Source organism: Rhodococcus ruitaii, from assembly GCF_055230935.1.
In genome coordinates, this window is the sequence record NZ_JBUYWC010000023.1 from 61,028 (window position 1) to 85,486 (window position 24,459).

The following is a 24,459-nucleotide window of genomic DNA, read 5'->3' on the forward strand; positions in this document are numbered from 1 at the left end:
GCTGCCTCGCTCCCTGGAGAGCGAGGGTCTTCTTCATCTCAGTGACCTGCCGGATCTTCCAACGACACGTGGTGGAGTTCCTCCAAGTACCTCACCACATCCGTCTGATCTGCTGCCGGGTCGAGTTCGTCGACCGCCGCGTTCCACAACCGTCCCACTGCCTCCCCGAGGAGCGGTGAGATGTCTTGATCGTGTGCGAGGTCGAGTGCGATCCCGATGTCCTTGCGCATCAGGCGCGCAGCGAATCCGGAGTCGAACGACCGCGACAACACGAACTTCTCGAACTTCGTCTCGGTTGCCTGGTTTCGTCCGCTGCTCGCGTTGAGCACGCCCAGCAGCGTCGCCGGATCGATCCCGAACTTGCGACCGACGAGCAGTGCTTCCGCCGCGATGAGCACATTGTTCGCGGCCATCAGATTGTTGAGGGCCTTCGCGGCGTGTCCGGAGCCGACCGGACCGACATGGATGATGTCGTTGCCGGTCGCCTTCAGCAGGGGAACCACCGAATCGACCGTGGCCGCGTCTCCGCCGACCATCACGGCGAGCGCGGCCTGCCGGGCACGCGCGACCCCTCCACTGACCGGGGCATCGACAACCGCGATGCCCTTCTCTGCCGCCGCTGCCTCGAGTGCCTGTGTGCGTGTGGGGATACTCGATCCCATGTCGATGATCGTGCTACCGGGCCGAAGGTGCTTCAGCAGGCCGTCATCCGAGAGGACGACGCTGTCCACGATGTCGCTCGTCGGGAGCACCAGGACCACGACCTCGCAGTCCGCGAAGTCGGCGAGACTCGCTGCACCGCGGACACCGGTGTGGTCGTCGAGAAAGGACTCCAGGGAGGTCGTATCGGCGTCGAACACCACCGTGGACTGCCCGCTCGCAACGAAATTCTCCGCGATGGGCCGGCCCATCGCGCCGAGCCCGATGTGGCCGACCGTCTTACCTGGCAGCGGCACGATCTTGATCGTTGAGGTCTCCGGGTCGGCGGTCATGCGTTGCCTCCGGAAGCGAGTGGACCGAGTTCAGCGACCAGCACTTCCTGGACGACCCGCATCGCCGAAATACCCGCGGGACACCCCACATACGCGGTCGCGTGGACGACGGTCTCGGTGATTTCCTCGCGGGTCAGTCCGTTGCCGAGCCCCGCGCGCACATGCGTCGCCAACTCCTGAAGGTGGCCGAGCGCGATGAGAATGCTGATCGTCGACAGGGAACGGTCGCGGCGTTCGAGACCGTCGCGTGTCCATACGCCGCCCCAGACGAACTCGCTGACGTACTCCTGCAGGGATTCTCCGTCCGAACCTGCGTTGCGTTCGAGGGCGGCATCGACGTACGCATCGCCGAGCACTTCCCTGCGGACGGTGAGTCCGGCATCGAAGAGTGCGTGGTGCGCGTCGCCGACGGACACTCCGCTCACCTCTGATTTCTGGGTCGTCACTGCGTCCTGGGTCATGAAAAGTTCCTTCCGAGAATGAGCGTCAGCACCCGCGTGCGTGGTCAGAGCTTGACGGTGACACACTTGACCTGCCCGTAGTGGTGCAGCGCTTCGACGCCCTTCTCGCGCCCGTAGCCACTGTTCTTCCACCCACCGAACGGCGTCTGCACCGATGCCGTCGACCACGTGTTGACGAAAACCTGGCCGGTGCGCAGGCGGTCGCTCACCGCGAGCGCCCGGGATACGTCCCTGGTCCACACACCGGCGATCAAACCGTACTCCGAGTCGTCTGCGATCGCGACCGCGTCATCGTCGGTATCGAACGGGATCACCACGACGACGGGGCCGAAGATCTCTTCGCGCGCAATGCGCATCGAGTTGTCCACTCCGGTGTACACGGTGGGGTCGATGTAGTACCCGCCGGTTTCTTCGGCGAGCGGCGAGATGCCGCCTCCGATCTCGGCACGGGCACCTTCCGATTCGGCGATCTCGAAGTACTCCTGGACACGTCCGAACTGTTCGCGAGTGATGATCGGGCCCATGTCGCGTCCCACTTGAATCGTGGCGACCGCGTCGACCAGTCGGCGCACCACTTCGTCGTGCACCTCGCGGTGCACGAGCAGCCGTGTCCCGGCGGAGCACACCTGCCCCGCGTTCCCGGTGAACGCCGCGAGCGCCCCGGCAACAGCGGCATCGAGATCTGCATCGGCGAAGACGATGTTCGCCGACTTGCCGCCGAGTTCCAGGGTCACCGGAATTATCCGTTCCGCAGCGATCCCCGCCACAGCGCGACCGGTCGGCACCGATCCGGTGAACGCGACCTTCGCGACCTCGGGGTGCTGAGCAAGGGCAGCGCCCGCATCGCGTCCGTTTCCGAGCACGATGTTGACCACGCCATCGGGAATCCCGACCTCCGTGGCGAGTTCCGCGAGTCGCACACTGGTCGCAGAGGTGTTCTCGGACGGCTTCAGCACCACTGTGTTGCCTGCGGCGAGCGCGGGCGCGCAGGCCCGCGACGCCTGGTTGAGCGGCACATTCCACGGCGTGATGACGCCGATGACGCCGTACGGCTCGCGTTTGGTGAACACATGCTGATCGGGTGCCACGTCGAGGGTCTCCCCGACGGGCATCCCGACCAGCCCACCGTAGAACTCGAAATACACCGCGGAGTTCTCGATTTCGCCCTGCGCGACGGCGAGCGGCTTACCCGTCTCACTCACCTCGAGCGCGGCCAATTCGGACTTGTTCGCACGAATAGCCCGGCCCAGGTCGGTGATCAGACGCCCACGCGCCAGGGCCGGGATCGTCAACCACTCCGATGTCGCCCTCGACGCAGCAACGACGGCGGAATCGATGTCGGTGCGATCGCCGTCTGCGATCTGCCGCACCGTGCGACCGGTTGCGGGATCGGTCACCGGAAGATAGCCCCCGGTGTGGGGTGGGGCGGCGGCTCCGTCGATCCAGTGTTCGAGGGTCTCCATCGTGTATTCCTTCCTCAGTCGCGGGCTTCCGGGTTCAGACCCGAAGTGCGTCCGGTGTGAACATCGCCCGGCGCTCGTGCAGGAAATCGTGCGGATAGCCGAGCCGGATCTTCGATGCCTCGTCGAGGCTCGACAGGTGAGAGTCGTCGAGCTCGACGTCCAATGCCGCCAGATTGTCGTTGATCTGGTCGACGGTGCGTGCACCGATCGACAGCATAAGCCCTTGCCTGCGTACCCATGCGAGCGCGACCCGCGCGGGTGACACACCGAGTTCACCGGCGACCTCCCGGGTTACCGCGAGGATGCGTTGCACGGGCGCGGGTAGTTTCGCGAAGGCATCCTCGGACATCGGGCGAGCGAGGGTGCCGCGCCCGAGCGGACTCCATGCGGAGACGTCGATACCCAGTGCGCGCGCCATCGGCAGGAGGTCGCGTTCGGCAGTGCGTGCCGTAAGCGCATACTCCACCTGCATCGCGCAGAACGAGCTCCATCCGCGCAGCTCGGCGATGGCGACGGACTGCGATACGACCCAGGCCGGGGTGTTCGACACCCCGATCGCGAGCACCGTACCCGACCGCACCAGGTCGTCGAGCGCCCTCAGGGTCTCGTCCACCGGCGTGCACTGATCCCACGCGTGGACCCACAACAGGTCGATGTAGTCGGTGCCGAGCCGGCGAAGACTCGTCTCGACGCTGCGGCGCAGGCTCTTGCGATGATTCCCGCCCGTGTTGGGGTCGGCGGAGTCGGTGGGGAAGGTGTATTTGGTGCTCACGACGACCGAGTCGCGTTCCGGCGCGACGAGCCGCCCGAGGATCTCCTCGCTGGACCCGTTCGTGTAGTTGTTCGCGGTGTCGACGTAGTTGCCGCCGGCTTCCCGATAGGTTTCGTAGATCTTCCGGCTGGTCGATTCGTCGGTGCCGAAACCCCATTCGGTTCCGAAGGTCATCGTGCCGAGGCACAACTCGCTGACCCTGATACCGGAGCGTCCGAGTACCCTCATCGGCATCCCACCCCGTTCAGGCATCGTCGTCCACCACCCAGTTCACCATGCGGTGCAGCGGGTACATGCCGTCGTGTGGGCCGCCCATACTGCCGCGCAGTGCGCCGCCGAGTTTGACGATCCGCTGAACACCCGCGGTGGCGAGGTGATCACGGACCTCGGCCTTGCGGTGGGTCGGGTAGACGCCGACCGTCTGGGTTGCCACCGTCGCGTAGGATGCGGCGTCGCGCAGGTGCGCGATGGGAAGGACGTTGACGGTCTTGAAATTGGGGTGGAAGTCGACCATCTCGGGAGAGCGGACCACGAGTCCGGAACCGTCGAACGTGCCCCACACCCGGTAGTCGGGTTCGAGGTACCGCATGCCGTCGACGGCCTCGCGGATCTCGGAGTCGGGCTTCGGACCCACCGCGGACGCGAAATCGCGGTCGACGCCGAGACGCTCGTGCAGAAGACCGCAGAAGCGGTCGACCTGTTCGACGTCACCCTCGACACAGATGTGTCGCGCTGCGAGGCAGGCATCCTGGTTGAAGATCGTCGCGTCGGCCGCCGCGAGTTCGGCCACCTCCCGCAGCGTCTCCTCCGATTCGAACGCCTCGCGTCCGACGATCGCCATCGAGACCTTCGGATCGAACGAGATCAGGCCGAATCCCGGACCCGCGTACTTCGCGGCGTTCTCGATCGCGGCGCCACCGCCCCACGCCACCAGCTTGTCGAAGTACTGCGAGCGGTAGAGCACACCTTCGACCGACTCGTCGCCGCCACGCCAGTAGACCGCGGAGATCGACTTCAGCACGGGGTGATCGGGTGCGATGTCGGCCATCGTCCGCAGCACGGCAACGGTGGTGAACGGGTCGGCCGACGGCATCTTGAACACGTTCACGGCCTTGAGAAGTGCCGCGTCGGCGATCGACGTCATGGCCGCACTCGGCGAGTTCCCGGCGAGCATGTGGACGAGTCGCGGTGGAAAGGCGCGGATCTTGCTGACACTGCCGTTGGGGTCGGTGTTCTCGACCCATCCGTCCAGAACGTCGATGCTGCCGAAGGTGCGTTCGAGCCGGTACTCGAGCGCCTTTCTGGTCAGGAACTGGCCCGGCCGCTGGAAAGTGTTCTCGATGATCCGCCGGGGCAGCGCGCTGACCTGCAATGTCATTTCGAGCGATTCCTGGAGGTAGGGGTTCTTCTCCAAGGTGAGTTGCCCGGCGGTCTCGACGAGGAAGTCGATGATCTCCGAGATCGGCACGTCGAACGCCGGTCCAGGCTCGGTCCGCGGAACGAACAACTCGTTGTATTCGATCTTGGGCGTGACGAATGGGACGCCGAAATCGCGGGAGTGGTACTCGTTGTCCTCGCCCCAGACGAGCGTGCCGCGGACGAAGTGCGGGACCCGGATCTTGGTGCGCGCGGAGGCGGGTGCAGTTGCAGTCATTGCGTTCTACTCCCCCACGAGTCCGCGGACATATGCGTCCATGGTTCCGGCACAGGTGATCTTGTCGTCGTCGCCGAGATCGGAGTACCGCACGATGTTCGGCATCACGGTCTCTCCGTCACGCCCGCATGGGCACCGGCTGAGATCGACGGTGATCTTGTCGCCGGAGATCGTGCCGCCCCAGCGACCGTCGACGGTGGTGTCGACGAACGCGGCCCGTCCCTCGACCACGGTGCCCGACCTCTCGGCGAGCGCGTCGCCGTCCTTGTTCAGGACCAGGAGCACAATCGCGTCCGGCACGTGGTAGCGGCCCTCCTCGGGGCACTTGAACATGCGGTTGTTGAGTTCCTGCATGGAGTAGTAGTGGAGGAAACGTTCTGGAGCGATGCCCAGCATTCGGTAGATCTGTTCCTGGTAGTCGTCGGGCAGGTTCGTGCCCTTGAGTCCGCCGCCGCTGGTCAAACCGTTGATGCCGGTGATGTCGCCGTCCTTGACGCCGCGCTCGCGGAGGACTTCGACGAGGCGGTACAGCTGCGGGAACTGCGAGCTGAACAGAATGTTCTCGTCGCGACGCGCGAGAATCTGGTCGGCGTAGTGGTTCAGTTTCTGCTCCTGCAGCGCTGCACGTTCGGCAGCTTCCGCCTCGAACGACGCGATGTCGCCGGGGGCGGCGGTGCCGTCGGCCATGGCGCGACGCATCGCCGACAACCGGGACAGGTAGCGATGGAACCCCTCCGGTGCGGGGCCGTCGAACAGCGGGAGCGCATCGGACTTCGAGAACGAGTTGATGATGAGATCGCGCACGGCTGCGTGCTGGGTCTGTCCGGTGTCGGGTCCGACGGGGACGACGTGCCATGCCGGTTCGGGTGGCATCCCGAGCGAGTCGAAGCAGTCGAGCAGGTTCCGTTTGTTGACCTCGAAGTCGCGGTAGGACTTGTTGAGGAACGAGCCCTTTCCACTCGTTCCACTCGAGCTCGACACCATGTGGCCAGCCTTTTCCAAGGCGGCGATCCAGCCGTCGACATCGGTGACACCGGAAACATCGACGTCGTCGAGGCGGCGGGTGGAAAGGGAACCGAGCCACCGGTTCATCTGCTCCCACTTACCCTTGGCGATCAGCGATTCCGGGTAGCTCTTGTAGGTGGTGTGGGGGAAGAGCAGAGGAACGATGTCCTCGCGGGAACGGATGTCGGTGATGCCCTGATCGTTCGCACGCTGAGTCAGAACGGGTACCTGTTCCCGCCGTTCCTGGAAGTACGCGTTCAGCGTCCCGATGACGTCTTTCTGCATCGTCGCTTCTGTCACTGTGCCCTCCGGCCGTTGAGTTTCGGGAGATCCGAGATAACTAGACTTGCGGGTATAGTTAGAGAATACGGATAACCATACTCATTAGGAAAGTTTTATGTCCAGAGGCAATTTTGTTTGGCACACTCGTCACCTATGAGACCGGTGAACGATGTGCCACACGACAGTGTCGGTCGGCGCCGTGGCGGCCGACCGACCAGGGAGGAAGCGGGCAAGCTCGACGAAGCCGTTCGCGAGTCCGCACTTCGATTGTTCCTCGAAAACGGTTACGAGGGCACGACGATGAACGCCATCGCCGCCGCAGCAGGAACGACGAAACCGTCTCTGTACGCACGCTTCCCCACCAAGGAGGACGTCTTCCGGTCGGTACTCGGGTGGGCCATGTCGCGCAGCGATTGGCCCTGGCCCGAACCCGAACTACCTGATTTCGACGACCTCGAGAAGGCCCTGACCGCGATCGCCGACACCGCCGTCCGACGCGCCCTCGATCCGTCGATGATCAAACTTCAGCAGGTCGCGGTCGCCTATGCCTCCCGCTACCCCGACATCGCCCGCAAGGCACTCGGTTCGGGGCACTGGCCGCGTACGAAACAGGTCGCCGAGCTCCTCCGCCAGCATGCGGTCACCGGCGCCATCGTCGCCGAAGACCCGGATACCCTCGCCGAACTGTTTCTCGGGATGGCCGCCGGCGCACCTGCGCGCCTCGCGTCGTTCGGGATCATCCGTGGAAATCTCGACGAGCACATCCGCGCAACGGTCGCTCTGTTCCTGCGCAGCCTGCGCCCTGAGGCCGACTGACACTCGGCCGGATGCCTACATCGCAGACGTCGCACGTTGCGCGTCGATCGCTGCCACGACACCGCCGTCGACCAGGATGTCGATGCCGTTGACGAAGCTCGCGTCATCCGACAGCAGGAACGCCACGACCGTTGCAAGTTCGTCGGCCTGCCCGAGGCGTCCGAGCGGCGTCGCGCGCTGCATGTCGGCGATACGCGGATTGCTCGCCGCCTCCTGACGCCCCTGCGGAGTGTCGATCAGCCCCGGCGACACGGAGTTGGCCCGCGCCCCGGCCGCACCGAGGCGGACAGCTTCCGCGCGCGCGAATCGCTGCACCCCGTACTTCGCCCACGAGTAGGCGATACCCGGTTGCTCGATCGAGTCACCGGCGATCCCGTAGAGCTTGTCGAGGAACTGCCCGTCGAGCGGATCATCCAGGACCGCACCCAGTTCCGGGCCCGCATCCATCCGGCCGATCAACGGCGCCATGGAGGCGAAGTAGACCATTGCGGTGCCGGCGGTCGCGAGTGGACGCAGTGCTTCCGCCAGCAGCGCGGTGCCGACGAGATCGACCGACACGATCTTCCGCCAATCGGCCATCGTCGGCGAGATTCCCGCAGCATGAGCGACGGAGCGCAGCGTGCCGAGTTCGGCCACGCGGTCGGCCAGCCGGTCGAGTGCCTCGGCGTCACCGACATCGGCGACGAACGGCTCGACCGCCGTCCGATCCGATGACAACTGCGCTGCCGCCTTCTTCGCGGAGGTGTGGTCGATGTCGACGAGCAGCAGTGTGTCCACCGTGCCCACGAGTCGCTCGGCGCACGAGTAGCCCATCCCTCGCCCGCCGCCGGTCACGATTCCTACGTTTCCCATATCTCCCCTTCTCGCTTCGTTACCTTGCGTTGCGTGAAACCTCTCCCGGTTCCGAGCGAATGAATCCTTCGTCTCCTTCAATCGATCGAGGGGTACATTCGCTCGGATGCGCCGCAGGCGCGAACCGGCGAATTGCGAACTCCTACTGCGGCGTCGCCCAGCACTGTGACATTCCGGGTGCCGCCGTCCGCGTCACCAGCTCGATGAGGAGCCCCGACCGGCTGCGGACGAATGCGAAGAAGAGGCTGCCGTCCGGCGCCTGCCGGGTCGCTTCGGTCACGAAGCCCTCGCGGGCGAATTCGTCGCGGTCCGCGTCCACATCGTCGGACCAGTACCCGAGGTGGTGGATACCGGGCACCGCCGCCCACAGGGGATAGGAGTTGCTCTCGACAATCTCGATGCGCGGTTCGGTGATCGAGTACGCGCACCGGAGGTTGACGGCGCTGTCCCCGGTGGGGAGCGACACCGACACGTCGCCTCCGACGTCCGGCCCCCATTCGTATCCGAACAGTTGCGTGTATTCGGCCTTCGTGGCGGCCATGTCGTCGGTGACCACACCCAGGTGGAAAAGATCTTCGGCTTTCAAACTCGGCGCCTTTCGTAGCTGACTGTTCAACACCGTCTCCAGTCGTGTAAGAATAGCATTCTGAAAATGCGTAATCGAGATTCTTTCGATCAGAGAGGAGCCCGGCAATGGCGTGGGACTTCGAAACCGACCCCGAATACCAGGAGAAGCTGAACTGGGCCGACGCCTTCGTACGCGACGAGGTCGAGCCCCTGGACCTGGTGTGGGAGCACGAACAGTTCGTACCCCTCGACGGCCTGCGGCGTAAGGCCATCGATCCGCTCAAGCAGCGGGTTCGTGAACAGGGCCTGTGGGCCACACACCTCGGCCCGGAACTGGGCGGGCAGGGCTACGGACAACTGAAGCTCGCACTGCTCAACGAGATTCTCGGGCGCTCGTCGTGGGCACCGATAGTCTTCGGATGCCAGGCACCCGATACCGGCAACGCGGAGATCATTGCGCACTATGGCACTCCCGAGCAGAAGAAGAAGTACCTGCAGCCGTTGCTCGACGGCGAATTGTTCTCCACCTACTCGATGACCGAACCACAGGGCGGTGCCGATGTGGCGCAGTTCCGCACCCGAGCGGTCAAGGATGGCGACGACTGGGTCATCAACGGGTGGAAGTACTTCTCCTCCAACGCCAAGACGGCCTCGTTCCTGATCGTGATGGCCGTGACCGACACCGAGGTGCCGGTACACAAGGGCATGTCGATGTTCCTCGTGCCCGCCGACACCCCGGGCATCGACATCGTGCGTAACGTCGGTCTGTACGGCGAGCCGATGAACGGCGGCAGCCACGCGCTCATCCACTACGAGAACGTGCGGGTGTCCGCCGACGCGCTCCTCGGTGGCGAAGGACAGGCGTTCGCCGTCGCGCAGACCCGGCTCGGCGGCGGCCGCATCCACCACGCGATGCGCACGATCGGCCTCGCCCAGAAGGCCCTCGACACGATGTGCGAGCGCGCGCTGAGTCGCGAAACCGCCGGTAGCCGCCTCGCCGACAAGCAGACCGTCCAGGGCTACATCGCCGATTCCTACGCGCAGCTGACACAGTTCCGACTGTTCGTGCTGCAGACCGCGTGGAAGATCGACAAGTACAACGACTACAAGAAACTCCGCAAGGACATCGCGACGGCGAAGATCATCATGCCGACCGTGCTCCACGACATCGCCTGGCGCGCTATGCAGGTACACGGAGCGCTCGGCGTCACCAACGAGATGCCGTTCTTCCGGATGATCCACGGCGCAGCCGTGATGGGCCTGGCCGACGGCCCGACCGAGGTCCACAAGACGACCGTCGCCAAGCAGGTCCTCCGCGACTACACCGCCACCGATGACCTGTGGCCCTCGGAGTGGATTCCGCGCAAGCAGGACGAAGCCCGTGCCAAGTACGCCGAATACCTCGAGCTGGAAGTGGGGAACCTGTGATCGACACGACACGACTCGCCGAATGGATGGACGAGCGCAGACTGCCCGGTAAGGGCGCCCCGCTCGAAGCCACCTACCTTTCCGGCGGCACGCAGAACGAGATCTACAAGCTGGTCCGCGACGACTTCACCAGCGTCCTCCGGATCCCTCCCGCGGGCGCACCCGCCGACCGCGACACCGGAATCATGCGCGAATGGCGGATCATCCAGGGCCTCAGCGGCACCGACGTTCCCCACACCGCCGCGATCGCCGCGTGCGAGGACACCTCGGTGCTCGGCCGCGCCTTCTACCTCATGGGATTCGTCGACGGCTGGTCCCCGATGGACCACCGGGACGGCTGGCCCGCTCCGTTCGACGACGACCCCAAGGCACGGGCTGGTCTCGCCTATCAGCTCGCAGAGGGCATCGGTCTGCTGTCGAAGGTCGATTGGAAGGCACAGGGACTCGAGGGCCTCGGACGGCCGGACGGCTTCCACGATCGGCAGGTCGATCGTTGGACCCGGTTCTTCGAGCGGATCAAGGCCCGCGAGATCGAGGGCATGGATGTCGCCACCAAGTGGCTGCAGAATCACCGCCCGCTCGACTACCTCCCCGGCCTGATGCACGGCGACTACCAGTTCGCGAACGTGATGTACGAACACGGTGGACCCGCGAAGCTCGCAGCCCTCGTCGACTGGGAGATGGGCACCGTCGGTGATCCGAAGCTCGACCTCGGCTGGATGCTCATGAACTGGCCCGAGGACATGGATGCTCCCGGAGAAAGCGCAGTCAGCTACGTCGACCTGAGCGGTATGCCGAACCGGTCGCAGATGCTCGCCCACTACTCTGAGGTCTCCGGCCGCCAGGTCGACGACATCGACTACTATCTCGTCCTCGCCAAGTGGAAGCTCGCCATCGTCCTCGAGCAGGGATTCCAGCGCGCGGGCGACGACGTGAAGCTGCGGTCGTACGGACCGGTCATCACCAACCTCATGAAGTCGGCCGCCGACCTCGCCGAGTCGACGGACTACCAGGGATGAGCGAACAGGTGGACGGACTCGTACAAGAACAGCACGGCGCGGTTCTCCTTCTGCGCCTGAACCGGCCCGAGGCTCGCAACGCACTCACCGCTACCGTGATCAACGGAATCGGCGCGGCGATCGAAAACGCCGAGGCCGATCCCGAGATCCGCGCAATCGTCCTCACCGGCACGGGCGACCGCGCGTTCTGCTCGGGCATGGACTTGAGGGCATTCGCCGGCGGTGAGGAGATCGGTCTGGACTCCGGCCCCGGCGTCGCCTACGCGCGGCTGGCCAAGGGCGAGACCGACATTCCAGTGATCGGCGCAGCCAACGGCACTGCGATCGGCGGCGGGCTCGAACTCCTCCTCGGATGCGACCTCATCATCGCCTCCTCGGCCGCGAAGTTCGGTCTCCCCGAGGTGAAGCGGGGTCTGTTCCCCGCCGGCGGCGGAACGAACATCGGGACGCGGATCCCTCGGGCCGTCGCCATGGAGCTGACGCTGACCGGTGACCTGATCAGCGCGCAGCGTGGATATGAACTCGGCCTGATCAACCAGGTCGTCGAACCGGACGACGTACAGTCGGCTGCGCTCGCATTCGCCGAACGCATCGCCGCGAATGCCCCACTGGGCCTCGCCGCGGTCAAGGAACTCGTCCGTCTCGCACAGATGGATCCCGCGCGTGCGGACGAACGTCTCGGGCATTGGCAGAGTGTCGTCTTCTCCAGCGACGACGCCAAGGAAGGTGCCGCCGCGTTCATCGAAAAGCGCGCACCGGTCTGGCAAGGGCGGTAGCGGGCATGCGCGCAGCGATCTGCTCCGAGTACGGGGAACCCGAGGTGGTCCTCATCAGCGAACGCCCCTCTCCCACTCTGGAACCGGGACAGGTGCGGATCCGGGTCGGTGCTGCCGCGGTCAATTTCCCCGATGTCCTGGTGGTCGCTGACAGATACCAGATCAGTGTGCCCCCACCGTTCGTACCCGGTAGCGAGTTCGCAGGGGTCGTGGAGGAGGTCGCCGGCGACGTCGGCGACCTCACCGTCGGCGATCGGGTGAGCGGCACCGGTATAGTCGGCGCCTTCGCGGAGGAGATCGCAGCAAAGGCCGCGTCGCTGAAGCGGATACCCGACGGTGTTGACTACCGCACCGCTGCCGCGTTCGGTGTGGCTCACCGGACGGCGTATCACACGCTCCGGTCGGTGGCTCGGCTCCAGCCGGGCGAATCGCTTCTCGTGCTCGGCGCGGGCGGTGGCGTCGGTCTCGCGGCAGTCCAGCTCGGGGTGGCACTCGGCGCTTCCGTCATTGCGGTGGCGTCGTCGACCGACAAGCTCGAAGTTGCGGCATCGTACGGTGCGCGGCATCTCGTCGACCATCGGTCGGGTGATCTGCGTGCCCTGCTGAAGGATGGCGCTCCCGACGGCGCAGACGTCGTCGTCGATCCCGTCGGCGGCGACCTGTCCGAACCGGCACTTCGGTCGCTGCGCCGCGGTGGACGTTTCGTGACCGTCGGCTACGCATCCGGGACCATCCCTCGGATACCACTCAATCTCGTTCTGGTGAAGGGCATTCGAATTCAGGGATTCCAGTTCCAGGATCTGGATCCTGACGAATACCGGCAAGGCGAAGAGGAATTGATCGAGCTCCTCGTCTCAGGGCGCGTCGTGCCGCATGTCGGTACCGTGTACTCACTCGACGACACCGTCGATGCCCTACGTCTCGTCGGCGACGGGCGAGCCATCGGCAAGGTGGTCATCGATCTCCAGAAGTCCTGACCAACAGAAGTTCTGACCGATCGGACACGACGTCCCGACACTCATCGGAGAGCCGGGACGTTTGTGCTTCTCGGCTGTCGAAACCTGTTTTCATCGTACGGCCAGGTCATGTCAAACCGATGCGAGGTGCCCCGACTGCGATGCCGTGAATCCCGACGTCCGGAAGGATTCGATGGGCGCGATCATGGGCTCACGGACTGACGCTGCGACGAGCGCGTGCCGCTTGAACACCTGCGCGGCCCGGCTCATGCAGTGTTCCGACGGCGAGAACCTGGCATCGATATCTGCTGGGATCTCATCGCCCCACATACTGAACTTCGTCGCTTCTTGCGCGAGGAGCCGGTTCAGGCCGGCGCGGATGCGCTCGTCGGATGAGTAGAAATCGGCCGATACCGCCAGCACTTCGGGAATCATCTGATTGTCGGTAGCCAAGGCCGAGTCGAGATCGACGACTCGGGCCCCGAGGATTTCGAGGGGGCGGATGTCTTGTTGTGCTCGGGTCAGGACGGTGACCTCCCATCCCGCGAGTACCTGGTCGTACAGCCAGCCTCCGGCGTTCCGCACGGTGTCGACGACGTGCGGCGCGACGATGACGACGCGATGTCTCAGACTGTGCTGGTGGGCATGAGCTGTTGCTCGAGCGACTGTGTGAAGTCCTCGAATATCTCGGCTATCGGGAGCGAACGATCGAGCAGCCATGAGGTTTCCATTCCGTTGAGGAAAGCGACGATTTCCACCGCTTTGACGGCTGGGTTCACATCCATCCGATACCTACCGGCGTGCTGACCACGCCGGATCCCCGCTTCGATCGTGTCGATCGCGGCCCGGTGTCGAACGAGTAGGCGATCGTGCAGTGGAGCATCCGGCTCCAGGTTCTCGATCAGGAGTACAGCAAACATCCCGACCAGCTCAGGGGACTTCTCGAAACGCAAGTGCAGGCCCCCGAGCTGCTCGATCAGATCTCCCGAACGATCAGCACGTGCATCATCATCTGCATCCCGCGCGTCGAGCACGGCATGCAGCAATTGGTCCTTGGACTGGAAGTGATGCAGCAGACCCGCGGGAGTGATGCCCGCGGCCCGTGCAATCTGAGCGAGGCTTGTGCTGCGCCACCCGTTCCTCGCCAACAACCGCTGAGCTGCGCTGAGAATCAGCTCCCTGCGGTCCTCACCCTTGGCGAGAAGCGTGTCGTACGCCCTGTGCACCCGGCCCCTCTCCTTCACGTCCCCAACCTACTGAACACACATTAGGTCGGTTTACTCGATGTGACAAGGGTCTCAGGCCGAGAATTTTTCCCGCTGGATCACAATGTGCGGTCCTCTACGTACCGAAGAGCTCGACGACGGTGGCGTTCGCAGTTCCGCCGCCTTCGCACATGGTCTGGAGACCGTACCGAATCCCGTTGTCGCGCATGTGGTGAATCATCCGGGTCATCAGGACGGCACCGGAACCTCCGAGCGGGTGCCCGAGCGAGATCGCCCCGCCGAGGGGATTGACGAGTTCCGGATCAGCTCCCGTCTCGGCCAGCCACGCCAGCGGCACCGACGCGAACGCCTCGTTGACCTCGAAGACTCCGACATCCGGCAAGCCGATTCCCGCCTTCCTGAGAACCTTCTCGGTCGCCGGGATCGGACCGGTGAGCATGAGCACGGGATCTGCGCCCGCCACCGCACCCGCCCGATAACGGACGAGCGGGGTCAGGCCCAGCTCACGCGCCTTCTCCGGCGTGGTGATCAACAGGGCCGCCGCACCGTCGGAGATCTGCGACGAGTTTCCGGCGTGGATCACGCCGTCGTCAGCAAAGGCCGGTTTCAGGCCCGCGAGTTTCTCGACGGTGGTGCCGCGGCGAATACCCTCGTCGGCGTCGATCGTGTCCTCGTCGGTGACCACAGGCACGATCTGTGCCTCGAATGCCCCGCGATCCTGCGCCGCAGCGGCCCGCTCATGCGAGGTCGTCGAGTATTCATCCAGCCGGGTGCGCGAGAATCCCCACTTCTGGGCGATCTTCTCGGCGGAGATTCCCTGGTTGAACGCGAACCCGTCGTAGCGAGCGAGCGCTCGGGGACCGTACGGTTGCCCCGACGCACGCGCCGAACCCAGCGGGACCCTGCTCATGACCTCGACACCACCGGCGACAACCACGTCCTGCTGACCCGACATCACCGCTTGAGCCGCGAAGTCGATCGACTGCTGACTCGACCCGCACGCCCGGTTGATCGTGGTACCCGGAACAGATTCCGGCCATCCGGCGGCGAGCACCGAGTATCGGCCGATGTTGCTCGACTGGTCGCCCACCTGCGACACGCAACCCCAGACGACGTCGTCGACCATCTGGGGATCGAGGCCGGTACGGTCGACGAGCGCCTCGAGTACGAGCGCCGACAGGTCTGCCGGGTGCACCCCGGCCAGCCCACCGTTGCGCTTGCCCACCGGGGTCCGGACGGCCGCAGCAACGACCACTTCACGCATTCGAATTCTCCTCGGTCCAAGTGTGTTCGCCGGCCATCTGCCGAATATCGATCATCGCTGCCCCGACCCGATCGCGCCCTGCTCACGCAGACGGTCGATCTCCTCGGGGCGGAGACCGAAGTCTGCGAGGATGGCGTCCGTGTGCTCGCCGAGGCCGGGTACCGGCGCCATCGACGGCTCGTAGCCGTCGATCACCGGGGGCGGCAGAATTGCCTCGACAGGTCCGTTGGGGCTCCCCACCGTCCGCCAGCGGTTACGGGCGGCCAGGTGCGGATGATCGATGACGTCGCGCGGCGTGTTGTAGCGGGAGTTGCCGATACCCGCCTCGTCGGCGATCTTCTGCACGTGGGCGAGCGGGTGCTGTGCACACCACGCGGCGATGGCCTCGTCGAGTTCGGTGCGGTGCTCGCACCGTGCCGCGTTGGTCGCGAACCGCTCGTCGCCGGCGAGATCGTCGCGCTGGATGACCTCGCGTGCCAGACGCTGCCACTCCCGGTCGTTGGTGGTACCGAGCACGACGATCCGGTCGTCGGCAGTGCGATACGAACCGTACGGCGCGACCGCCGGTGAACTCATGCCGAGAGGTTGCTGTTCGACACCCGAGTAGCGGGTGTACGTGAGGGGGTAGCCCATGATGTCTGCCATCGTGTCGAACAGGCTCACCGACACCTTCGACAGTCTCCCGCCGCGACCCCGGTTACGTTCCCGTCCGCACAGCAACGCGAGGATCGACAGCGCCGAGTACAGCCCGGTACTGATGTCTGCGACCGGCGGTCCCGGCTTCGCCGGCTGCCCTGGGAAACCGGTGACAGAGCACGCTCCCGATTCGGCCTGAACGAGCAGGTCGTACGCGCGCTTGTGCGACAGTGGCCCGTCGGGACCGTATCCGTCGATCTCCACCGCGATCAGGTCCGGATATTGCCCGGCCAGATCTTCGGGCGAGAGTCCGAGCCGCGCCATGGCTCCGGGCGCAAGGTTCGATACGAGTGCATCTGCGCGCGCCAGCAAGATGTGGAGCGCCCGGAGACCGCCCTCGGTCTTCAGGTCGAGGGCGATCGATTCCTTACCACGGTTGGCCCAGACGAAGTGCGCGGCCATTCCGTTGACGACGTCGTCGTAGTCACGAGCGAAATCGCCGCCCTTGGGATTCTCGACTTTGATCACCCGCGCACCGAAGTCGGCGAGGACGCGCGTGCACATCGGCGCGGAGACCGCTTGTTCGAGGGTTACCACGGTAATCCCGGCGAGCGGGGCGTCCATCAATAACTCCTCGGCAGTCCGAGGGTATGGGATCCCAGATAGTTCAGGATCATCTCCTGACTGACCGGGGCGATGCGCATCACCCGTGCCTCACGGAAGTATCGCGAAACGTTGTATTCCTCGGAATAGCCCATTCCGCCGTGCGTCTGCAGAGCCCGATCTGCGGCGGCGAAACCCGCTTCCGCACAGAGATATTTGGCGGTATTGGCCTCGCGTCCACACGGCTTGCCGTTGTCGTAGAGCCAGGTGGCCTTGCGCAGGACGAGTTCGGCCGCATCCAGGTGTGCAAGCGCATCGGCGAGAGGAAACTGGATGCCCTGGTTCATGCCGATAGGACGCCCGAACACTTCGCGTTCGTTGCCGTACTTCACGGCCTTGTCGAGCGCGACACGGCCGATGCCGAGGGCTTCGGACGCGATCAGCATGCGCTCAGGATTGAGACCGTCGAGCAGTAGCTTGAACCCCTGCCCCTCTTCACCGATTCGGTCCTCGACAGGGATCCGGAGGTTGTCGATGAACAGTTCGTTGGAGGTGACCGCGTTGCGCCCCATCTTCCGGATCGGACGGATATCGATCTTGCTGCGGTCGAGATCGGTCAGGAAGAGCGTCATGCCGTCGGTCTTCTTCTCGACCTCGTCATAACGCTGGGTACGGGTCAGGAGCAGGATCTTCTCCGACTCGGCGGCTTTCGAAATCCACACCTTGCGGCCGTTGACGATGTAGTGGTCGCCGTCGCGCTTCGCGAATGTCGTGATGCGCGACGTATCGAGGCCGGCACCAGGCTCGGTCACGCCGAAGCACACGTGCAGATCACCGTTGACGATGCGGGGCAGCGTGCGCGCCTTCATCTCGTCTGTGCCGTGTTTGACGACGGGCTGCATTCCGAAGATGTTGAGGTGGATCGCGCTCGCAGCGTTCATCGCACCGCCTGAGCGGGCGATCTCTTCGAGAAGGATCGTCGCCTCCGTGATACCGAGACCGTGACCGCCGTACTCCTCTGGCATCGTGATGCCCATCCAGCCGCCGTCGGCGAGCATCTTGTAGAACTCCGTCGGGAACTCGTGAGCGAGATCCTTCTCCATCCAGTACTGATCGTCGAAGTTCTTCATCAGCTCGGCAACGGATCTGCGGATCAGTTCCTGATCCTCACTCAGCGCGAAGCTCATTCCACTCATAGTCGACACCTCATGCCGTCGTTGCGGGGCCGCGAACTGCGCAGCCGCGGCAGCACGTCCGACCCATCTTCAGTTTGCGATCGAGCCGATCAATCAGAGGCGGGCAATGCCTTGGCTGCCTTGATCGTCATCGGGACGCCACCGTACGACAGTTCGCCGGTTCCGGGTGAGGTGCACAGCACCTCGATCGTCCCGTCGGCGTCGACGTAGCGCTTACCCAGCAGGGTCACCAGGTCGCCGTCCGGCTTGGAATCCGGCTTGCCGGGAGGAGCCTCCACCATCGGACTTCCGCCGCAGGCGATCTCCTGCACACCTTCCGCAGGCGCACGCACGACCACCACACGGGTAGTGCAGACGGTACTGGCAAGTTGCCCACCAGGGCGCAGGGCTGCAGTCACGGGAAACCTCTCTTTCGGCACGCGGTCCGCGCGCGTCGAGCATGAACGATCACGCAGGTGCTCTCACATTGAGGAAACTATCTTCTCTCATCAGGAGAATCAATATGATTAGACCATCGGAGCACGACTTCTACAACCGACCGACCGGCGCAATCGAAACGAAGGCACCCCACCGACCATCGGCCCACCAACCCTCACGACCTGCAATTATGTGCGCTTTACAACCGGATGTTGACTATCTTGAGCGATCGTGAGAATCTACTGTTCGTAAACGAGAATGACATTCTCAGCGAGAAGGAGTTCGGCATGGCCTTAGTGCCCCCGCTGCCGGCAGACCAATGGGACGAGCGTGTCGATTCCGCATTGAAGGGGTTGATGCCCCGGCACATGCGTAATCCAGAAGACGCAGGCGCTGCCATGGCGACGCTCGTCCGCCACCCGGACCTCACCAAAGCATTCCTCGGATTCAGCGTGCACCTGCTCTTCCGGTCGACACTGTCGCCACGGCTGCGTGAGATGACCATCCTGCGCGTAGCGGAGTTGTACGACTGCGACTACGAGCGCGGACATCACATCCAGATGGCCGAACACGAGGCCGGGCTGACCCGCCCGGAGATCGAGGCCGCACTGGCCGGCACCGCCGAGGACGAGTTCGAGAACCGTCTCCTCGCGGCGGTCGACGAACTCCACAAGAACTCCGCCCTGTCCGAGCAGACCTGGAACGCACTCGGAGAGCAGCTCAGCGAGCAGCAACGTATGGATTTGATCTTCACGGTAGGCGGTTACGGCCTGATGGCCATGGCCTACAACACATTCGGCATCGAGTTCGAAAGCGAAAGGTAGAGCCTTGCCACACTTCACCAAACCCGCAGCAGGAAGCTGGACCGAGAACTACCCAGACATCGGCACCGCCCCGGTCGACTACACCGACTCCATCGACCCCGAATTCTTCGAAGCCGAACGCGAAGCCATCTTCAAACGCACCTGGCTCTACGTCGGCCGCATCGAACAACTCCCCCGCACCGGGGCCTACTTCACCAAAGAACTCCCCTCCGCCGGACCCGGCACCTCCCTGGTCATCGTCAAAGGCAACGACAACAAGATCCGCGCCTTCCACAACGTCTGCCGCCACCGCGGCAACAAACTCGTCTGGAACGACTACCCCGGCGAAGAAACCGCCGGCAGCTGCAAACAATTCACCTGCAAATACCACGCCTGGCGCTACAGCCTCGAAGGCGACCTCACCTTCGTCCAGCAGGAAGAAGAATTCTTCGACCTCGACAAAGCCGACTACGGCCTCAAGGACGTCCGCTGCGAAACCTGGGAAGGATTCATCTACATCAACCTCGACCCGGGCGCCGTCCCCCTGGTCGACTACCTCGGCACCTTCGCCAAAGGCCTCGAAGGCTACCCCTTCGGTGACATGACCGAGGTCTACAGCTACCGCGCCGAAATCGGCGCCAACTGGAAACTGTTCATCGACGCCTTCGCCGAGTTCTACCACGCACCGATCCTGCACATGAAACAAGCGGTCAAGGACGAAGCAGACAAACTCGCCGGCTACGGCTACGAAGCCCTGCACTACGACCTGCAACCCCCACACTCGATGATCTCCTCCTGGGGCGGCATGGCACCACCGAAAGACCTGAACATGGTCAAACCCATCGAACGCGTCCTGCGCTCGGGACTGTTCGGCCCCTGGGACACCCCCGACATCGACGGACTCGCCGACGACCAACTCCCCGCCGCCCTGAACCCCACCGGATTCCACAGCTGGGGCCAGGACTCCTTCGAGTTCTTCCCCAACATGACCCTGCTCATCTGGAAACCGGGCTGGTACCTGACCTACACCTACTGGCCCACCGCCGTCGACAAGCACATCTTCGAGGCCAGCCTCTACTTCGTCCCCCCGAAGAACGCCCGCGAACGCCTCGCCCAGGAACTCGCCGCAGTGACCTTCAAGGAATACGCCCTCCAGGACGCCAACACCCTCGAAGCCACCCAAACGATGATCGGCACCCGCACGGTGACCGATTTCCCCCTCTGCGACCAGGAACTGCTCCTGCGTCACCTCCACAAAACCGTCGCAGACTACGTCAAGGAGCACCGCGATGCCTCTGCCAACTGACTTCGCCGACCTCGAGCCCTACCTCGACTGGGACCTGGCCACCGAACCCGAACGCTACGCCAAGCGACTCGCCTCGACCATGCCGGAAATGCAGCAGTTCTACAACGCCGCCTTCCCCCGCATCGACGACGCCATCGCCTACTGCGACAAGTTCGACCTCGACGACCTCCCCGACGACGCCCGCACCCTCATGCACCTGATGCAATCACTGGTCATGGTCTCCTTCCCCGTCGAAGTCTGGAAACAACCCCGCGTCCCCGACAGCGGCGCCGCCTGGGCCGACATCACCAAAGAACCGGTGGTGTAAAGCAATCGGCTCGGTAAGGACGAGACCTGCGAGATAGCAGTTGCACCCGCACACGACGTGCCCGTGCTCGAACGACACTCGTTGTTCGAGCACGGGCACGCCTGCATTTCGACCCCCTGTCGCTCGTGACACCAGTCGAGAGGTACCCCATTCGACGATAGGAACATCAAGATCAATTACACCGGGAGAGCGACGAACTTGTTTCGAACCACAAGTCCGATATGTACGAAACATCCCAGAGTGAGACGATCGGAGGCCCGTGATTTGATGTGCGATGAGACTCGGCGTCGGCGCGGCACACGCTGCGACCCGGGGCCGCGCTCGGCCACAGCCCGAAGCTTGCTTCTCGAGAGGAAATGATGACCGACATCGAGACGAAGAACTTCTTCACCGACCCTGAGTTCGTCGGCGACCCCAACCCGTACTACGACGCGATGCGCGCGAGCTGCCCCGTCAAGCGCGAGCCGCACATGAACGTCATGATGGTGACCGGATACGAGGAAGCAATCCAGGTCCTCAGCGATGAGAAGTCGTACTCCTCCTGCATCTCGGTGACCGGTCCGTTCTCGGGCTTCCCTCTCCCTGCCGAGAGCGACGACATCTCCGATCTGATCGAGGAGCACCGCCCATCGCTGCCGATGAACGATCAGCTCCCCACGATGGACCCACCGCAGCACGCGGATCATCGCGGCCTGTTGATGCGCCTGATCACTCCCAAGCGCCTCAAGGAGAACGAAGAGTTCATCTACCGCCTGGCCGACAAGCTCCTCGACAACATCCTGGCCAAGGGTGAAGGTGACTACATCAGCGAATTCGCCGGCCCCTTCGCGATGCTCGTCATCGCCGACCTCCTCGGCGTTCCGGAGAGCGACCACGCGGAGTTCATTGCCGGCCTGAATTTGGCGACGGAAGGCGGCTTCTCACTCGGCAGCACCGAGGGCGAGACGCTGAAGCTGAACCCGCTCGAGTTCCTCTACAAGAAGTTCGGCGAGTACATCGAAGATCGTCGCGCCAACCCCACGGACGATGTGTTGACGGGACTCGCAACCGCCACGTTCCCCGACGGCACGCTTCCCCCGGTCGACGATGTCCTCCGCATTGCGGCGAACGTCTTCTCCGCCGGGCAGGAGACCACGGTGCGACTGCTGAGCTCCGGACTCCGGATCATCGCCGAGAATCCCGAAATCCAGCACTCGCTCCGCGAAAACCCCGAAAAGATCCCGAATTTCATCGAGGAGGCACTGCGGATGGAGAGCCCGATCAAGGGCGACTTCCGACTCTCCAAGACTCCGACCGAAGTCGGCGGTGTCGATGTTCCGGCCGGCACCATTCTCATGCTCCTGAACGGCGCAGCGAACCGCGACTCCCGGCAGTTCTCCGACCCGGAGACCTTCGACCTCGAGCGCAGCAATGCGCGCACCCACATCGCCTTCGGCCGCGGTGTCCACGCATGCCCGGGCGCTCCGCTTGCTCGTACCGAGGGCCGCGTGGGCATCCAGCGCCTTCTCGAGCGAACCACCGACATCGCGTTGTCGGAGGAGGTGCACGGACCGGAGGGTGACCGGAAGTTCGACTACCTGCCCACCTTCATCCTTCGCGGTCTGCTGACCCTCAACCTGGAATACACCACCGCAGAAGGCGACACGAAGTGAAGGTTCACGTCGACGACGATGCGTGCCGTGGCCACGGCTTCTGCCTCGCACTCTGCCCGGAGGTCTTCGACCTGAGCGATGGCGGATACGCCGTGACGCTCGTGTCCGAGGTTCCGGCCGAGTACGAGGAGAAAGTCCGCGAAGCCGTCGCGAACTGTCCCGAGCGCGCAATCTCGATCTCGTAGCCGGCTCCACATCGAACACCTCGCCCGCCCTCACGGTTCCGACCGTGGGGGCGGGCGCTTTTCTCGTATGGCCGAGTCTTTGGCGCCGACCTGGGCCTTCGGCCTCTGTCGACGCCTTTCCACTGCCGTCGAGGGCTCGACAATTGACGTCGGTCCAGTTCTATGGAAACCTAGCTTTCAACAGTGAGAGCGTCATTCTCATTGAAGAGAGTGCTCTCAGACGAAAGGTAGAGCCTTGCCACACTTCACCAAACCCGCAGCAGGAAGCTGGACCGAGAACTACCCAGACATCGGCACCGCCCCGGTCGACTACACCGACTCCATCGACCCCGAATTCTTCGAAGCCGAACGCGAAGCCATCTTCAAACGCACCTGGCTCTACGTCGGCCGCATCGAACAACTCCCCCGCACCGGGGCCTACTTCACCAAAGAACTCCCCTCCGCCGGACCCGGCACCTCCCTGGTCATCGTCAAAGGCAACGACAACAAGATCCGCGCCTTCCACAACGTCTGCCGCCACCGCGGCAACAAACTCGTCTGGAACGACTACCCCGGCGAAGAAACCGCCGGCAGCTGCAAACAATTCACCTGCAAATACCACGCCTGGCGCTACAGCCTCGAAGGCGACCTCACCTTCGTCCAGCAGGAAGAAGAATTCTTCGACCTCGACAAAGCCGACTACGGCCTCAAGGACGTCCGCTGCGAAACCTGGGAAGGATTCATCTACATCAACCTCGACCCGGGCGCCGTCCCCCTGGTCGACTACCTCGGCACCTTCGCCAAAGGCCTCGAAGGCTACCCCTTCGGTGACATGACCGAGGTCTACAGCTACCGCGCCGAAATCGGCGCCAACTGGAAACTGTTCATCGACGCCTTCGCCGAGTTCTACCACGCACCGATCCTGCACATGAAACAAGCGGTCAAGGACGAAGCAGACAAACTCGCCGGCTACGGCTACGAAGCCCTGCACTACGACCTGCAACCCCCACACTCGATGATCTCCTCCTGGGGCGGCATGGCACCACCGAAAGACCTGAACATGGTCAAACCCATCGAACGCGTCCTGCGCTCGGGACTGTTCGGCCCCTGGGACACCCCCGACATCGACGGACTCGCCGACGACCAACTCCCCGCCGCCCTGAACCCCACCGGATTCCACAGCTGGGGCCAGGACTCCTTCGAGTTCTTCCCCAACATGACCCTGCTCATCTGGAAACCGGGCTGGTACCTGACCTACACCTACTGGCCCACCGCCGTCGACAAGCACATCTTCGAGGCCAGCCTCTACTTCGTCCCCCCGAAGAACGCCCGCGAACGCCTCGCCCAGGAACTCGCCGCAGTGACCTTCAAGGAATACGCCCTCCAGGACGCCAACACCCTCGAAGCCACCCAAACGATGATCGGCACCCGCACGGTGACCGATTTCCCCCTCTGCGACCAGGAACTGCTCCTGCGTCACCTCCACAAAACCGTCGCAGACTACGTCAAGGAGCACCGCGATGCCTCTGCCAACTGACTTCGCCGACCTCGAGCCCTACCTCGACTGGGACCTGGCCACCGAACCCGAACGCTACGCCAAGCGACTCGCCTCGACCATGCCGGAAATGCAGCAGTTCTACAACGCCGCCTTCCCCCGCATCGACGACGCCATCGCCTACTGCGACAAGTTCGACCTCGACGACCTCCCCGACGACGCCCGCACCCTCATGCACCTGATGCAATCACTGGTCATGGTCTCCTTCCCCGTCGAAGTCTGGAAACAACCCCGCGTCCCCGACAGCGGCGCCGCCTGGGCCGACATCACCAAAGAACCGGTGGTGT

26 protein-coding genes are annotated in these 24,459 nt (G+C 64.0%); 12 read left to right on the forward strand and 14 right to left on the reverse strand.

Annotated elements, in window-relative coordinates:
• Window positions 1-38 precede the first annotated feature (38 nt).
• The 6 genes from ACZI8W_RS24325 to ACZI8W_RS24350 are packed head-to-tail and all read right to left on the reverse strand — an operon-like array spanning window position 39 to window position 6,647.
• Window positions 39-992, reverse strand: coding sequence for an NAD(P)-dependent oxidoreductase (locus ACZI8W_RS24325; protein WP_463371094.1), 954 nt, complete (start codon window positions 990-992; stop codon window positions 39-41).
• On the reverse strand, window positions 989-1,453 hold the full coding sequence (locus tag ACZI8W_RS24330; protein WP_463371095.1) for a carboxymuconolactone decarboxylase family protein: 465 nt from the start codon (window positions 1,451-1,453) through the stop codon (window positions 989-991). Before ACZI8W_RS24330 ends, ACZI8W_RS24325 begins: the two co-directional genes overlap by 4 nt.
• 44 nt (window positions 1,454-1,497) lie before the next feature.
• Entirely contained in the window at window positions 1,498-2,916 is a 1,419-nt protein-coding gene (locus tag ACZI8W_RS24335; RefSeq protein WP_463371096.1) for an aldehyde dehydrogenase family protein, read from the reverse strand.
• Between the two features lie 34 nt (window positions 2,917-2,950).
• A complete protein-coding gene (locus tag ACZI8W_RS24340) occupies window positions 2,951-3,940 on the reverse strand; it encodes an aldo/keto reductase (RefSeq protein ID WP_463371097.1) in 990 nt (329 codons plus the stop codon).
• Window positions 3,933-5,342 (reverse strand): acyl-CoA reductase, encoded by a 1,410-nt coding sequence (locus tag ACZI8W_RS24345; protein ID WP_463371098.1) that lies wholly within the window; start codon window positions 5,340-5,342, stop codon window positions 3,933-3,935. The genes ACZI8W_RS24340 and ACZI8W_RS24345 overlap by 8 nt, the downstream gene beginning before the upstream one ends.
• Window positions 5,343-5,348: 6 nt before the next feature.
• Entirely contained in the window at window positions 5,349-6,647 is a 1,299-nt protein-coding gene (locus ACZI8W_RS24350) for a hypothetical protein (RefSeq protein ID WP_463371099.1), read from the reverse strand.
• A 135-nt stretch (window positions 6,648-6,782) separates the two neighbouring features.
• Between ACZI8W_RS24350 and ACZI8W_RS24355 the strand changes: the two genes are divergently transcribed.
• Window positions 6,783-7,445, forward strand: a complete 663-nt coding sequence (locus tag ACZI8W_RS24355; protein WP_463371100.1) for a TetR/AcrR family transcriptional regulator — start codon at window positions 6,783-6,785, stop codon at window positions 7,443-7,445.
• Between the two features lie 15 nt (window positions 7,446-7,460).
• Here the strand turns inward: ACZI8W_RS24355 and ACZI8W_RS24360 are convergent, their stop codons facing one another.
• A complete protein-coding gene (locus ACZI8W_RS24360; protein WP_463371101.1) occupies window positions 7,461-8,297 on the reverse strand; it encodes an SDR family oxidoreductase in 837 nt (278 codons plus the stop codon).
• A gap of 142 nt (window positions 8,298-8,439) precedes the next feature.
• Window positions 8,440-8,883: a VOC family protein gene (locus ACZI8W_RS24365; protein ID WP_463371102.1), complete on the reverse strand. Its 444-nt coding sequence runs from the start codon at window positions 8,881-8,883 to the stop codon at window positions 8,440-8,442.
• Window positions 8,884-8,990: 107 nt separating this feature from the next.
• On the opposite strand from ACZI8W_RS24365, the gene ACZI8W_RS24370 reads away from it, so the two are divergent.
• Genes ACZI8W_RS24370 through ACZI8W_RS24385 form a run of 4 tightly spaced genes read left to right on the forward strand, consistent with a single transcriptional unit; the run spans window position 8,991 to window position 13,064 of the window.
• Window positions 8,991-10,292 carry an acyl-CoA dehydrogenase family protein gene (locus ACZI8W_RS24370; RefSeq protein ID WP_463371103.1) on the forward strand — a complete coding sequence of 434 codons (1,302 nt, stop codon included), beginning with the start codon at window positions 8,991-8,993 and terminating at the stop codon, window positions 10,290-10,292.
• 26 nt (window positions 10,293-10,318) lie between these two features.
• A complete protein-coding gene (locus ACZI8W_RS24375) occupies window positions 10,319-11,311 on the forward strand; it encodes a phosphotransferase family protein (protein WP_463371124.1) in 993 nt (330 codons plus the stop codon).
• The gene (locus tag ACZI8W_RS24380; protein WP_463371104.1) at window positions 11,308-12,087 is read left to right on the forward strand and encodes an enoyl-CoA hydratase-related protein; all 780 of its coding nucleotides are present in this window, start codon (window positions 11,308-11,310) and stop codon (window positions 12,085-12,087) included. Before ACZI8W_RS24375 ends, ACZI8W_RS24380 begins: the two co-directional genes overlap by 4 nt.
• 5 nt (window positions 12,088-12,092) lie before the next feature.
• Entirely contained in the window at window positions 12,093-13,064 is a 972-nt protein-coding gene (locus ACZI8W_RS24385; protein WP_463371105.1) for an NADPH:quinone oxidoreductase family protein, read from the forward strand.
• A gap of 111 nt (window positions 13,065-13,175) precedes the next feature.
• Here the strand turns inward: ACZI8W_RS24385 and ACZI8W_RS24390 are convergent, their stop codons facing one another.
• The 6 genes from ACZI8W_RS24390 to ACZI8W_RS24415 all read right to left on the reverse strand — a co-directional run bounded on the left by ACZI8W_RS24390 (window position 13,176) and on the right by ACZI8W_RS24415 (window position 18,366).
• Entirely contained in the window at window positions 13,176-13,628 is a 453-nt protein-coding gene (locus ACZI8W_RS24390) for a hypothetical protein (protein WP_463371106.1), read from the reverse strand.
• A 41-nt stretch (window positions 13,629-13,669) separates the two neighbouring features.
• Complete coding sequence (locus ACZI8W_RS24395; RefSeq protein ID WP_463371107.1) at window positions 13,670-14,287, reverse strand: TetR/AcrR family transcriptional regulator; 618 nt, start codon at window positions 14,285-14,287, stop codon at window positions 13,670-13,672.
• A 97-nt stretch (window positions 14,288-14,384) separates the two neighbouring features.
• Window positions 14,385-15,533 carry a thiolase family protein gene (locus ACZI8W_RS24400; protein WP_463371108.1) on the reverse strand — a complete coding sequence of 383 codons (1,149 nt, stop codon included), beginning with the start codon at window positions 15,531-15,533 and terminating at the stop codon, window positions 14,385-14,387.
• Between the two features lie 51 nt (window positions 15,534-15,584).
• Window positions 15,585-16,793 carry a CaiB/BaiF CoA transferase family protein gene (locus ACZI8W_RS24405; RefSeq protein WP_463371110.1) on the reverse strand — a complete coding sequence of 403 codons (1,209 nt, stop codon included), beginning with the start codon at window positions 16,791-16,793 and terminating at the stop codon, window positions 15,585-15,587.
• Window positions 16,793-17,959: an acyl-CoA dehydrogenase family protein gene (locus ACZI8W_RS24410; RefSeq protein ID WP_463371125.1), complete on the reverse strand. Its 1,167-nt coding sequence runs from the start codon at window positions 17,957-17,959 to the stop codon at window positions 16,793-16,795. The genes ACZI8W_RS24405 and ACZI8W_RS24410 overlap by 1 nt, the downstream gene beginning before the upstream one ends.
• 98 nt (window positions 17,960-18,057) lie before the next feature.
• Window positions 18,058-18,366, reverse strand: coding sequence for a hypothetical protein (locus ACZI8W_RS24415; protein WP_463371111.1), 309 nt, complete (start codon window positions 18,364-18,366; stop codon window positions 18,058-18,060).
• Between the two features lie 306 nt (window positions 18,367-18,672).
• On the opposite strand from ACZI8W_RS24415, the gene ACZI8W_RS24420 reads away from it, so the two are divergent.
• The 7 genes from ACZI8W_RS24420 to ACZI8W_RS24450 form a co-directional block, all read left to right on the forward strand.
• Window positions 18,673-19,209: a carboxymuconolactone decarboxylase family protein gene (locus tag ACZI8W_RS24420; RefSeq protein ID WP_463371112.1), complete on the forward strand. Its 537-nt coding sequence runs from the start codon at window positions 18,673-18,675 to the stop codon at window positions 19,207-19,209.
• Between the two features lie 4 nt (window positions 19,210-19,213).
• Entirely contained in the window at window positions 19,214-20,494 is a 1,281-nt protein-coding gene (locus ACZI8W_RS24425) for an aromatic ring-hydroxylating oxygenase subunit alpha (protein WP_463371113.1), read from the forward strand.
• Window positions 20,478-20,801: a hypothetical protein gene (locus ACZI8W_RS24430; RefSeq protein WP_463371114.1), complete on the forward strand. Its 324-nt coding sequence runs from the start codon at window positions 20,478-20,480 to the stop codon at window positions 20,799-20,801. The genes ACZI8W_RS24425 and ACZI8W_RS24430 overlap by 17 nt, the downstream gene beginning before the upstream one ends.
• Before the next feature lie 356 nt (window positions 20,802-21,157).
• Window positions 21,158-22,453, forward strand: coding sequence for a cytochrome P450 (locus ACZI8W_RS24435; protein ID WP_463371115.1), 1,296 nt, complete (start codon window positions 21,158-21,160; stop codon window positions 22,451-22,453).
• Complete coding sequence (locus tag ACZI8W_RS24440) at window positions 22,450-22,638, forward strand: ferredoxin (protein WP_463371116.1); 189 nt, start codon at window positions 22,450-22,452, stop codon at window positions 22,636-22,638. The genes ACZI8W_RS24435 and ACZI8W_RS24440 overlap by 4 nt, the downstream gene beginning before the upstream one ends.
• 235 nt (window positions 22,639-22,873) lie before the next feature.
• Window positions 22,874-24,154, forward strand: a complete 1,281-nt coding sequence (locus ACZI8W_RS24445; RefSeq protein ID WP_463371113.1) for an aromatic ring-hydroxylating oxygenase subunit alpha — start codon at window positions 22,874-22,876, stop codon at window positions 24,152-24,154.
• Window positions 24,138-24,459, forward strand: a 322-nt coding sequence (locus tag ACZI8W_RS24450) for a hypothetical protein (protein WP_463371114.1), incomplete at its 3' end; no start/stop codon positions are given. The genes ACZI8W_RS24445 and ACZI8W_RS24450, both read left to right, overlap by 17 nt.